This window comes from Pseudomonas sp. LBUM1648, assembly GCF_059716145.1.
In genome coordinates this window covers 4,289,405-4,303,058 of sequence record NZ_CP166808.1, presented here as the reverse complement: position 1 = coordinate 4,303,058, position 13,654 = coordinate 4,289,405, and the positions used below count along the sequence as shown (strand labels likewise).

At 53.5% G+C, this 13,654-nt stretch carries 4 protein-coding genes and 2 pseudogenes; 2 read left to right on the top strand and 4 right to left on the bottom strand.

Annotation, left to right across the window (positions count from 1 at the left end; translation table 11 throughout):
• Positions 1-222: 222 nt before the first annotated feature.
• Entirely contained in the window at positions 223-651 is a 429-nt protein-coding gene (locus ACA043_RS19505) for a hypothetical protein (RefSeq protein ID WP_497657747.1), read from the top strand.
• A 127-nt stretch (positions 652-778) separates the two neighbouring features.
• Here ACA043_RS19505 and ACA043_RS19500 read toward each other — a convergent pair whose 3' ends face one another.
• The 4 genes and pseudogenes from ACA043_RS19500 to ACA043_RS19485 all read right to left on the bottom strand — a co-directional run bounded on the left by ACA043_RS19500 (position 779) and on the right by ACA043_RS19485 (position 12,142).
• Positions 779-973 carry a hypothetical protein gene (locus ACA043_RS19500; protein WP_497659667.1) on the bottom strand — a complete coding sequence of 65 codons (195 nt, stop codon included), beginning with the start codon at positions 971-973 and terminating at the stop codon, positions 779-781.
• Between the two features lie 849 nt (positions 974-1,822).
• Positions 1,823-2,590, bottom strand: coding sequence for an SIR2 family NAD-dependent protein deacylase (locus ACA043_RS19495; RefSeq protein WP_497657746.1), 768 nt, complete (start codon positions 2,588-2,590; stop codon positions 1,823-1,825).
• A 76-nt stretch (positions 2,591-2,666) separates the two neighbouring features.
• Positions 2,667-3,792: pseudogene (locus ACA043_RS19490) on the bottom strand (IS3 family transposase).
• Positions 3,793-4,015: 223 nt separating this feature from the next.
• Complete coding sequence (locus ACA043_RS19485; protein ID WP_497657745.1) at positions 4,016-12,142, bottom strand: putative adhesin; 8,127 nt, start codon at positions 12,140-12,142, stop codon at positions 4,016-4,018.
• Between the two features lie 350 nt (positions 12,143-12,492).
• Between ACA043_RS19485 and ACA043_RS19480 the strand changes: the two are divergent.
• Positions 12,493-13,330: pseudogene (locus tag ACA043_RS19480) on the top strand (IS3 family transposase); the annotation flags it as partial.
• Positions 13,331-13,654: the final 324 nt, after the last annotated feature.

Below are 13,654 nucleotides of genomic sequence, written 5' to 3'. Positions count from 1 at the left end.
GGGGGCGGTGGTATGGCAGAGATTTTGGATCGAGAAATGGCTTGCCGCGTCGGGGCCACAGGTGCATAGAGCGCACGCGGAACTCCGCTGGTGTCATTTGCCTGAGGCGTGCAGTATGTTGTATCGACATCGCCTTCGCGACGACCACTGCAAAGGTGTTGGCCGGAACTTCGTATGCGATTTGGAAAATCACCGCGTTCCATTCACGGCGGGTGTCACAAGATGACTGATCAGCCCTTAAAGTTCGGGACCTACCAGTGGTTTGAAGAAACCTCAGAGGAGCTTCCACTCGATCCGAGTGAGATCGAGGTGCGCCTGGCCATCGCCGAGTTCGTGATTCGCCGCGTCGCTGGAACTCCCGTCGGAGAAGACATCTTCAATGGTTTGCTCAAACTCTTCGAAAACCGTTACCCCCACCACAAACTGCTCTCGCACTATTTGATCAGTCCAGGATGTTTGGTGCCGGAAGCCGAGGACATTGCAGCCGAGGCAGCGGCAGCGGCAGAGGAGATCAGCCTCGGTTTCGGCGAACTGGATAAAAAACTCCGGGATAACCACGGCCATCCAGCTGAAAGCCTAGAACCATCGGGCCCGCTGGCGGGAGCAAACTTGGTTTTCACTGCGGGTGGGCGGCACCGTCGGAAAAGATGACTCCCCGCTCATCGCCGGTGACGCCACGATTCGACAGACGATGCTTCAGCCCACGGGATCCGTTGCGCTCGTAACCTTTGTTTCCTGTGGGGCAATGGCTATTCAGGGGGGAGGCAATTAAACGACCTCACTCCGGCGTCATCATCAGCGCAAGGGCCATCTTGATGAATTCTTTGTTGCGGTCGATCGCCATTAGCGCGCCGCGAACGTTATCCGCTGCTTGAGCCGCTCCGCGTTGCTCTACCCAGTTTGACAGTTCCATGATGGCGGCTTCCAGCGCGAGCTGGTTTTCGTTGATCTTGAACAGCAGAGACGGCAGCAGATCTCAGTTGGGCATCGTAGCCCCTCCGTGGAGAGGAAAGCATAGCAGTGGGAAGTATCACACCGAGTGAGTTCACCGCTCGTGCGATTTGTGGCGAAAGACTTCAATTGAGACTGGATCGGCAGGGCATCATGGGCTGGATCAAGGGGTCAAAGCCTGTGCTGTATCGAACGCCATGAGTCACGGCTGACGGCTTGGATAGTTCCTTTATTCATCTAGGTCACTTCAGTGTTCTTCATTCCTCTCTGTCGAGACTGCTAAATCGTTGTGGTCTTGGAATGGGAGCATTACCGCGTAAGACCGCCTTGACCCTTGGCCGCCCGTTCAAGGCTTTCTTGATCGGCCGCGTACACCGCTTCTACCTGCCTATCCCTGGCTCTTCGTTTGACCTCGAGTATATCCTCGACGCTGGAGCTCATCGAGCGCTTGTTTTCGTCGCTCATAAAGCTGACTCGCTTAGGGGTTGCTGGCCGTGCTCACAAACTGATCGCAATGCACAATTTGCTGACGACCTAGGGCGCTATGACCAAACTGGCCGAATGGTTGTGAGTCCAGGGAAAGAAGAGGATGGGTATCGGCCGCAGAGCTTTTTGGTACAACGGGTGTTCTTGTCCTTCCGTTGCGGACAGAGGGAGCAGCGGCCCAATCGTAGCGAATCATTTTTTGAAGCGAGTTCTTATGGGGAATAGCAGCTTGTATGAAATGCATATAGCTACCCAGTGGGTGAGGGGGCCTCTACCGCATGTGGGTTCGTGGCGATAGGTTTGCGGAGCACCACCGACAGACTTATCAGGAGCGTCAGCGAAGTGCTCGGCCCATTAGAGGGCGCTAGCGATGAGTTTACGGTTCTTATGCTTCCGGAATACCGATAGAACCGAATAAAGTGGACAGTACCTCAGACGCTTTTCCGATCAACATGAGCTCGTTCATCCCACCTAACGCCACATCCATCAGATTCACATGAATCACGGTAGCTCCAGCGGCCAGTGCGATTTCAGGAATGTCTGCCGCTGGCATAACGACGCCTGAGGTCCCAACCGAGATCAAGACGTCGCACTCTTTAACCACACTCATTGCTGCTTTCCAGGCTCCGACTGGCAAATCCTCTTTGAACCACACTACGCCAGGTCGCAGCCTTCCATTGCATTTTTTACAGCGAGGTGGCTCAACTAGCATGGCTTCATCGGAGACAGCAGCTTGCTCTGGTGTCAGTTCAGCGCTTCGATGGCAGGCAAAGCACTTCGGCTCTGCCAAGCTTCCGTGCAAGTGCACTACATCTGCCGAGCCGGCGCGTTCATGCAGGTCATCGATATTCTGAGTCACCACCGCTACACGGCGGCCCGTGGCGGCCAAACGAGACACCGCTAAATGAGCAGCATTTGGTTTGGCCTCGCTTACCTGATGCCGTCGCCAAAGATACCAGCCCCATACCAAAGCCGGATTTTTACGGAACGCATCTGCTGTTTCTAAGCGGTGAGGATCATATCTTTCCCAGAGTCCTGTGAGCTTGTCACGGAACGTGGGTATCCCGCTCTCCGCAGAGATTCCCGCGCCGGTAAAAAACACCACCTTCGTAGCCTCTCGCAACACTTCGGAGGCTTTATGCATATCGCTCATCCGGAATTCCTGAGTTGGGCCTGCAATGCTTAAGCTTGGGTAGGAGAGCTTTAGTTACTGAATCGCCCCGGATTCTCTAGACACCTTGCAAGCTCATTGCGTAACGCTTTTCAAACTCTACCGGTGACAGCTGCTTGTTGAAACCATGGCGGCGTTTTACGTTGTAGAACATCTCGATGTAATCGAACACATCACTCCGAGCATCTTCCCGCGTGGTGTAGATTTTCCGCTTGATTCGTTCCCGTTTCAGAAGCTGGAAAAAGCTCTCGGCCACGGCGTTGTCATGACAGTTGCCTCGGCGACTCATACTGGCAACCAAATTGTTCGCTTTCAAAAAACTGCGCCAATCAGAGCTGCTGTACTGACTGCCTTGGTCGGAGTGAACCATCACCTCCTGTTTCGGTTTTCGCCTCCAAACCGCCATCAATAACGCATCAATGGCCAAATCACTGGTCATCTGCGACTTCATTGACCAGCCAACGACCTGACGAGAAAACAGATCCAGCACCACTGCCAAATACAGCCAGCCTTCATACGTAAGAATGTAAGTGATGTCGGTGACCCAAACTTTGTTGGGTTCTACGACATCAAACTGGCGCTTCAGTAAATTGGGTGAGGCGACGGCTGGCTTACCGCCGTATTTGCCAGGGCGGCGTCGATACCCTCTCCGAGAGCGCAGACCTTCAACGCGGGTTGCTCATGGCACCTCCTAATTGGCCTCAGTTTAAGGCAAAGAGGTGTCTACGAAACCCGGGGCGATTCACCCGGCTGCGCAACCGAAGCCGCTCAACGTCTGGAGTTCGGCGCCTGAGACGGTGGGCGTAGTAACACGAACGAGTGACATCAAAGACTGCGCAAAGCCAATCAACCGGCTCTTGAGGGCTCAGTTGATCAATCAGCGCGTGCGCTCGTGCTCTTCCGACATAAAGAGCGCGGTAGCCTTTTTTAAAATGGATTTCTCCCGCTCAAGTCGAGCGATTCGGGCTTCCAACTCCTGGATTTTCTGCTGCTCAGGCGCCAGCGCCTTACTCTGCGGAGTAACGCCGCTGCGCTCCTGCGGGAGTTGATTAACCCAGCGACGCAACGCGGACTCGCACCCCAAGCGAGCGGCTGGCTTCAATATGGCTATAGCCTTGATCGAGCACGAGGCCTGCGGCCTCGCGTTTGAATTCAGCGGAAAAAGAACGACGTTGTTTGGTCATCAGACACCTCTATCTGGCGAGCATTCTCGCCTAAATGGGTGTCCGGTTTCATTAGACCACTACATAATGAGTGAGCGATCTGAGCATTTTTGATCGACTCTCCACTTTCAAAATCGGCGATGGCCGAAGACAGCCCAAAACATATGGCTACTTCAGACCATCCCTAACGCCTAGATGACTCGAAGTATTGCTCGTTGCGCCAGCATTGACGAGCTCCGTTCGGCTATATGATTTCTATACTTACCGAGTAACGCTGCGGATTGAGATCGCTATATATCGAAAGTCTGGAGCTGTGTGTGGGGGTGACTATTTTTCCTTTATAGAAAGGCCAAGACCCTACATTTGAAACCTCTCCCGCAACGATGCGGGCCTTGATGTTTCTGTTTCCTGCTGGCCTGAATTCGGATCCCATTTCCAGGCTGATCGCATGGGCAATATAGAATGGCATCTTATCTTGAGCGCGATATCCTGTTGGCACTTCGTATACTACTTCATGAATAACGGAAGTCTTTGTTAAAAGGCGGAACCTGACTTGCTCTCCTTCTGCGAGATCTCTATTGGCATTAATCTCGCCAATTCTGTCGTAAGATTGGTAGCTAATGTTAGTGTTGAAGGAAGCTGGGTAGTTAATGTTACTTCTCTGCAAAACCCCCTCGGGGTCTGCATCCAAGTATTTAAGGAGGACGAGCCAAACTGCCACATCCCGGCGAAGGGCGGGGGGGGTGATAAGGCTCAGGTCCCAGTTAACGATGGGGCGGGGGCTTGTGAAAAGGGCCAGGTCATGGGTGTATTTCCTAGCCATGCTGCCACGGTTGAGCCCCGAATCGTCGATACTGATGTGGATATCCCGGGTTATCTGAGCATTCAATTTTCGTAGAAAGCGTGATATGCCCTTTTTCGAGAAGGGTACAAAACCACTGGGAATTTCTTGTGGCTCATCGATGATGAACATTTCTGCCAGTGCTCCGACGATCGCCTTGCTGGTGATAATTCCCTCGATTTTGCTCGCTATTTCTGCTGAGCTGGGGGAGGTGGGCCAGTCGCTCGGCTTCTCGAGCGCGTGCAGCATCAACAGATAGTCGAGTATGCCGAGTGCATCAACATTCTCGCCGCCCGAGATGTTCTTTGTCGTCAAATACGCCCGGAAACGGGTCAGTAATTCCGTGCTGTTGAGGTTAAATAGACGTTCGTCCCATGCGCTTGTTTTGTCCTCTATTCTGAAGTCAAGCGCGTTCAGCAGCTCTCCTTGCCAAGATAAAACCTTGTTTCTGTTTATTGCTCCCGAAGAAATAACGCTTCCAGCGGCCGAAATTACATAGTCCAGTGCCCCATTGCCAGTCATGATCTGTTGCAATCTTGGATAGGTATCTTTCAAAACCTCATCCAAGGTCGAACCTTCGAGCCTGCTCGTATTCGAGGTACTTTGTTCCGCCCCTGTTGAGGTGGGCGGATTCAATGTAGATTCGAGCGTCCAGCGCTCCGCGGCGGTGGGAGCTGCCACGGTAAGGGTGATGGATTGACCGTTGCGGTCCCTCAAAGTGATCGAGCCTGATTGGTTCAGCGCCTCGAACAGGGCGAATACCGAACCGTTTTCCCACAGCTCTTGCTTGCGCCATACATCGGCTTGATATGGGCCGGCGAGGATGAATGTATCCAGAATCGGGCTGGTTTCCTCGGAATTTTGCGGGGCTTGGTTGGCTGGGAGAGGGGATTCGAAGATTGCCGGTTTGTGCTGCCAATGAAACTGTTTCACGGTCCGGCTGATTAGTCGTGGGGTCAGCGCCGACATATCATAAGAGTCCACATGACCGTGCGCCATATAACCAGAGCCGCTGCTCGCTCGAAATTTGGGTGTATAGCCTGGAGATAGATCCAAAGGCACCCAACCTTCGGCCCGGCAGAACGACGCCGTCATTGTGCTTGGCGGGTTAGGTAATTTCTTCAACTCAGTTACCACGCTCAAGAGTGTGGGATCGATGCGATTGAAGACGCTGTTCATAAAGGGTCTTCTAATCTGTACGAAGTCGAACTTCCTGATACTTTGACCAGGTATAGCTAGCTCGCGGTTACGAGCAATTTCTTGCATGATCTGATCCACTGAATCTTTTTCATAGTAAGCGAGGTTGTAGTTCATGACTTCGCCTGGCCGGGATGAGCCTGTGAGATTCTCCAGCTTCGAGGTATACATATGGGTGGCCCCGGAGGGTTTGATAGTACCCGCTACTGGCGGCTGTCCGGGCACTAGGGTCGAGTGAGGCTTGATTCCGCCGCGGATATTGAAGAAGTCGACACCAGGGTCCAACAGCGAAAATCTATGCGGCGCGAGAAATTCGACGGTCATTCCATTGGGCGCTGGGACTGGGAGAGTGTTTCGTTCAAAGGAGCCATGTGCGCTAACGACAACGGTATCGGCCGGATCTCCTGCAACCGAGTAGATTTTTATCTCCTCGTTCAACTTGGTGACGGTGATTTTGTGATTGTTTCCATTTATGCGAATGTTTTTTTCACGATACGCCCCGTGCGGCAGACGCAGGCCGCCTGCGCCGCGTCCACTCGTCAGGCCTTTTAGTGCCGGTGCGGTGAGCCAACTATCTTGACGGAGCAGAAAGCCACCCTCAAGGTATCTCGATGCAGGAAAGCTCCCGCCTGTGGGGCTGAAGGTATCCCGCGCGGCGATGATGTTGGGGTGGTCTTGGTATTTGGCGACGCCTCTGGGGATGGAATCCTGATAGCGCTTTACCCAGTTCTGCTCCAGATCAATGATAGGATTGTCGATTCCCCAGTAGTTGAATTGAGCCGCTGTCGGGTCCAGTACGTATTTTGTATCGTTGATCGTGACGACCATGACATAGTGGTTCGACGGTGTCTCCACGCTCCGATGCCGCCAATAGCCCATACCGCGATACTCGACATTTGTAATTTTCTTCTCGCTGATCAGCGTTTTCAGATGTACGGCAGCGGACTTGGTATTGGCATTGGTGAAGCTGCTTGGGTTCAACGTAGCAGCTATAGGTGCTTGGTTTTTGCTGCCAATTAGAAAATCTTTCAGTCTGACCGTTGCGTTGTAACAGTTTTCTCGCGGACGCAGAATGTAGCCCGCTAGTTCGCTATCGTTAGTGAAAGCAAGTTCCAGCGCTTTGATATTATTCCGCTGTGCATCCGATAAAATTGCCATGTCGACACTTCGCAATGGCTCTATTTGGGGGGTGACCGGCGCTACGTTGTCCACCCGCCCGGAGCGCTTAAAGAAGCGCGCTGTTTTCAGCCCCTTGGCATGACTGACGGTAGCTAAGCGTGTCAGGGTTGACCTCGCCACTTTGGACGAGAATAGTTGGACGATACCTGGTATTACTACAGCTAACTCGAATATGGCGGCGATCGCCGCCTCCGTCAAGTAAGCTTGCTTTTGATCTGGCAGGGTGGCGATGAAACTTTGCACTACAGCTACCCCCACCCCAGTGGCAAGACCAATAAGAAGCCCGGGAAGGATACCGAAGGGTGTAGCCAGCATGGCAAGCATGCTGCCGAAATCCTTTATCCCCTCCAGAGTATACATTGAGACGAGCTCCCAATACTGATAGGTCGCGGCGTCCGCGTCTTTGATAAAACGGTCGCGAATGTCTTCTATCACGGATTCAACGGGATCCCTCAACAGTTCGAAACTAAGGGTCTTGTTTGCTGTTCGTTCTTTATGATTATTATAGGACTGACGCTGGTCCAGATGCGTCTTGAACTCATTGATGTTGCTCTTATAAGAGTCCAGGGTGTCAGCAAGGTTGTCAAACTCCCAGATAGCATTATCCAGAATAGAAAAGATAATATGCTCGCCGTTACTTTTGAAGCAGGAAACCACCCCAGGCAACACCTCATTGTCCAGCCATACCGAGCTCAACGCGCCATGGGAACGAAGGAAGCTCAGTTTGATATTCAACAGTTTTTTTATCTTTTGCAGAACTTCTGCATTCTCGAATAAAGTGTTCAAATGCCGGATGTAGGGATCGTAGATATCCATTTCGTGGAGTAGCCGGGCGACCCGGCCCGCATCATTTTCACCGCTGTAGGTGATTTTCGTGCGGACATGATCCGTGAATCTGTTCTTACGGGCGATGCCCCAAGCAATGTCTCGCAAGGTCATCTTTTCATTCACAGGGCGGTTTTTCTGTTGGTAATTTTTCTGGAGCTTCTTGTTGCCCAGTGGGGGGGCGGGTAGTTCTCGCGTCTGAGTAACCACGGTGGAGGCGTTTATGTTGGCGCGCTGTGCGGTACCGACCCCCATAAGGGTTGCTATTTGTTGGATATGGTATTCCGTATAGTGCCAAATGTCGTATTTTTCCAGTTCGTAGCTTCCAACCTCGTTGAATAGTTGTTGGAACTCTTGGTATTTTTGATTTATCTGGACCAGTTGCTCCCACTCAGCTGTGATTCCGAGCAATTCTTGTGTGGACGCTTCCGTCAAACCGGGCCACCATTCAACGGTCGTGGTTGCTCCAGTCGCTTCCGGCGCCTTAAGGTGCTCGCCATTGGCGACATCCATTAGCGTGAACGACCTTCTATTGACGCTTTCCCCTGCGCTGAAGCGAACCGAAACATAACTGCTTTCATCCAGCAGGAACTCGAAATCGTTGTTTTCTATGATTTCAAGGATGCGATCGGCAAAATATGTATCTTTTTCGCCTTCGACGCCTGTAAGCCTTAGGCCGGGAATGTCATTTGTCTTGCTCACCTGCTCATCGAGTTTTTCCTGAATTTCACCTTTCGCACGATTGAAACTGGCGATGTCCAGATTGAAGTCATTACGCTCGCTCTCATTGAAGCTATAAGCGCCATTGTCTTTTCTGAGGTCGCGTTGCTGAGTAAAATGCGCGATCAATTGGTTGCAAAAATCGATCGCTCGGACGAGCGCGTCTTTTTCGGAAAATCCTCTTGGCGTGCCATTACTCTCAATGACGAGGTCCTGCCAACGATGCTGAATGAGCATTTGTGCGGTCGATAGATTCGCGATCGGCCTGTTGGGAGCAACTTCCTGAGCCGTTTCGGGACGGGCGAGCGAGCCTTCTCCACCGAATTTCTCTTGGATCACCAGCGGAGCAAGTACTTCGATTTGCTGCTCAATGGAGCGAAGGTTGACTCTTTCGGCCAAAAGTTCAGAACGTATTTCGGAAAGGCGGCGGCGGCACCTGAGGATTCTTCGATTATATTGATCGATGTTTTCGGACCTCTCATAGCTGAGCCTACCAACGCCTCCTAAGACTTTGTACTTACTATTTTCTTCGAAGGGTTCTCTGATCTGCTGGATTAGTCGTGCAACATCGTTCAATAGGCGGGCAAACTCTCTTTGGCTGTTAATGAGTTGGCCTTGCAATGCGTTGTATTGGGCCTCGTGAGTGCCTATCGCCACCTGCCGCTTACGTCGCCCAGTGGACGGTTCTGCCAACGCAAGCGCATCGGGTGCTTCCGGCGCTAGTGTCAACGGCGCGTGTGTGGCGCTGTCCAGACGAGGGCTGGTCTGGACAGCGGCCATTTCGCCTGCGCCCATAGCTATGCGGGCGAGATCTGTTGCGAGCATTTCCAAATCTTCACATACTTTGTCAATGGCGCTCGCGAGCCGGTAGGGTTCTTCCTTGTCGGAGCTGGACAGTGCGTCAAGGTCAACTTGCAGTGTGGCGCTCACCTGTTCGATGTGCGCGGAGAGCGCTTCTGATATCGGTTCGATCGGGCGCTCTTCGCTCGGGTTGTATGCGTTCCAGCTGAAATAAATTGCGCTGGCGAACGAAGCCATAGCGAGTGCGGCATAAATCCCTGGGTGCCAGAGTGTTTGTTCTACAGGGATGGTTTCGGTCTCCGACTCACTCGGTAGAAAAGGTCCCGCTTCCGAAGTGTTAGCGTGCTCGGTGTCAGGACGGGGTGGTTTAGTGATGACTTGCTGAAGTTCTGTGTCTCCTGCCTTTCTACTGCGTTCTGACTCTTGCAGGCGGCGTCTCTGCTTGAGGCTTTGATGGCTGCGATAGGCCAAAACGAGCCCCACAAAGGTGGCGCCGGTCGCAGCCGCCGCCCAGCCGATTGCGGGCGCATCGTTTGAAAGTGGTTCGCCATCCTCCTCTGATCTGAAACTAGAGGATTCGGTAGGGGGCACTGCATAGAGCTGCAATCTCGGAAGGTAGGCCGGGCGCCGCTTGTTTGGCAACCCAGTGGGCCTGGAAAGGACTTCTTGAATTCCCATCAGGCCCAATTCGAATCCCGAGGAGGCCTCACGGAGGAGAAAGGAACCTGCCGAGTAAGCGGTGGCCATTGTGTTGATCAAAAGCTTGGTGCCATTTCCTGAGCGAGCTTTCGCCTCTTCGAGAATGGCTTCGCTCAACATGGCCGAGGGGATCTCGTTTAGCCATTGTTGGGTTATGGCTTCGACCTGCAGGCGCAAGCGGGCAATCTCAGGGTGTTTTTGCACGCTTGGCTCGCCGTACAGGCGAATCAGAAGATCGGCGAGCCATTTGATCTGTTGCCCTTCTTTCATCGCTGGCAGCGTACCCAGCACTTTGACGAGGGAGGGTAGGAGCGGAAGCCAAATCAAGGCCTTTTCCAAGGCCCAGAGGAGGGTGTCATCGGCGTATTGCCGGGCCAGCTCGCGGAGCTGGTCGCTAGCCAGTTCTCGGAACTTGTCCCCGCCATCCCTGGCGTTCCACAATGTTCGCAGAAGCATCAGTTTGGCGAGATTTCGGGCCGCCCAGAGCCCCCACTCTACTGCCTGCTGCACTTGCGCAGGTAAGAGGCTCCCGTGTTGGCTGAGCAGGTTTCCGATCGCCACACCGGTCTGCTCTAGGAATCCGCTCCAGGAGTCGCCGCGCCACGCGCTGAGGACGCGGGCCACAGCCGTCAGTACATCCTGCAGTAGTCCCGGAGCCAGGCCGGTGGCGGCGGTCGCTGCTTCGGCGAGATGTGAGTGGTTGTCTTGTAGGTCTCTTAGCAGAGCCGCGCCCATCAGAGAGGGCAGATCGCGCCACTCGGAGGTCTGGTATTGACTCCAAAAGGTGCCGTCCAAGACCTGATAAAATGCTCTGACCACTTTCATTTGCCAGGCGAAATGGCTGGTCAGAGAGCCTGCTAGTTCCTTTGTTTCTGGTAGGGCTATGAGTTCCTGAGCGCTCTCGAGGGCAAAATCCGACCAGCTTTTTTTCGGATCGGTCAGTCGCAGCAGCAAGTTCATCGCAGCTTCCTGGCTTGCCGAGCCGCGTAGGGCTGTGCGCACCTTGCCCAATTGTCCGCCCAGTAGCTGACCGAGTGTACCACCTTCGTTATCCAAGTTTTGAATGAATGCTGCGCTAGTGAAGTGCTCCACACCAAGCAAGGTCGAGTGGATCTCCGAGGTACTACCCGGCACAGTGCGCAGGCTATCTTGAAGCAGCGCGACGACCTTGAAGGTGCCACCCAATGACGTAGGGGCGTGCGTGGCAAGCAATGAGATGATGTCGTCGTCCAGCATTAGATGCAGCAAGGCCGTCAGTTTTTCTGTCGGCGTGACGTCTTGGGTGAATTGTTCGAGGTAAAGTTGTAGGCGCTGGGCACTCTCGCTCTGAAGCTGACTTTTAAGGTCCTCGATTTGCCCGCTGATATTCGCATGCAGTGTCTGCCCTTGCACGATTAGCTCATTGGCCCAGGCGGGTAGAATGTTACTGTGCAGCAGTCCCTTGATTAGCGCTTCAGGAGAGTCCCATGACACCCGGGATAGGTGTTGCAGCCATTGTGCCCAGTCCAGTGCACCGCCTAACGAGCCCCTTATGGAACTGAGCGCTTCCTGCGAGATCAAGTTCTTCACCAAGGGTTCGTCCAGCAGATCAATGAGACTGCGCAGAACATGGACCCCCTTCTGAGTTGCGGAACTATCCTGCTCGTAGAAGCTGCCGGCGATATCCTTGAGCTTGCGTATGACGTCGAGGTAGATGGAAAGGGCGGGAAAGCTTTCCAGAAAGGTAATAAGCAAGCTGCATTTGTCCGCCAGCGATACCTGAGGATGGAGCAGGTCACGGGTGAGATCCAGAGCCTGGCGCCCCAGCTCCAGCTCGTTCGAGTAGCGCTCCTGAAGCTGGCTCCACAGCGACTCTAGCAGACGCTGTCCTGCTTGTTGGAGCAGGGCTTGAACCATGGGCTGCCAAATATTTTCCTGCAAGCTCGGTAGCTCTCGCTTGATAGCTCTGGAGCTGGCCACTGGACCGCCTATGGAAGACTTCTTGAGTCGCCACTCTCCATCGGATTTCAACTTTTCATCGGTTTGGTAGTACGCTGGATCTGCCGAGGCTGTCTGAGAGGAGGGTGTGAAGCGGTTTGTTTTTGGCTTTGGGATAGACTTGAGCCCCATTCTCTTTACTCCTTTCATTTCGGTCAAAGTGGGAATTGATGACCCCGTCGTTGAGGCGCTTACGCCCATCGCTACATCGCGACGCAGGGCATAAACGCTCTGAGCCAGTGTCTGTAGTGTGATGTGGTGCAACTATTCTGCGAACTGCATACCCTTGTTCCTTCGGGCTGCTTCACGTACGGCGGGAGATGCAGTAAGTATCTAGTTAAACGCTTGTGGAAAGCGGGAGGGTCTGATTTCAGATCATGCAGGGTGGCCGTGGTAGGGGCGGCAGTTGCCTGCCGCCTCTAGTGATCTAAAGAAACCGGACACCCATTTAGGCGAGAATGCTCGCCAGATAGAGGTGTCTGATGACCAAACAACGTCGTTCTTTTTCCGCTGAATTCAAACGCGAGGCCGCAGGCCTCGTGCTCGATCAAGGCTATAGCCATATCGAAGCCAGCCGCTCGCTTGGTGTGGTTGAGTCCGCGTTGCGCCGCTGGGTTAATCAGCTTCAGCAGGAGCGCACCGGCGTTACTCCGCAGAGTAAAGCGCTGACGCCAGAGCAACAGAAAATCCAGGAATTGGAAGCTCGAATCGCTCGACTTGAGCGGGAGAAATCCATTTTAAAAAAGGCTACCGCGCTCTTGATGTCGGAAGAGCACGAGCGCACACGCTGATTGATCAGTTAAGTACCCAGGAGCCGGTCGATTGGCTTTGCGCAGTCTTTGATGTCACGCGTTCGTATTACTACGCCCACCGTCTCAGGCGCCGAACTCCAGACGTTGAGCGGCTTCGGTTGCACAGCTGGGTTAACGAACTGTTTACGCAAAGTCGAAGCGCCGCCGGTAGCCGCAGCATCGTGTCGATGACGCAGGAAGACGGCGAGCAAATTGGGCGGTTCAAGGTGCGAGGCCTGATGCGGGAACTGGTCAGCAAACAACCTGGATCATATGCCTACAAACAAGCGACGGTTGAGCGGCCTGGCATTCCGAACATCTTGAATCGAGAGTTTGATGTGCCGGCGCCGAATCAGGTCTGGTGTGGCGACATCACCTACATCTGGGCTCAAGGGAAGTGGCATTACTTGGCTGTCGTTATGGATCTTTACGCGCGCCGATGGAGCGTGTGTTTCGCAGCTTGAAAACTGAATGGATACCGACCGTGGGCTACATGACAGCTCAAGAGGCGCACCACGACATCAGTTATGTAACCGTCCGGGCAACACACCTTCCTGACACCGTCGCTTGAGGCGATGTTGTCCACCTAAATTTAAGTGGACACCATTTTTAGCCTTTTTAAGCGGACGCCCAGCGGCGTCGCCGCTCCTGACCCAAAAGCTCCCCACCCTTATCGTTTCTATTAGTCATATACACAGTCGTTTGCCTATCCCTTATGTTAAGGGGGAAACGGTGTCCTGTCTTTCAGGGGGCTCGTCCACCCCAGCTCAGGCCGAGAAAAACTTAACGTCGTGTCCGGGATTAGTTGACCACTACACTCGGAGAATCCTTAGAGCTCTTGTTTGAATGCCAG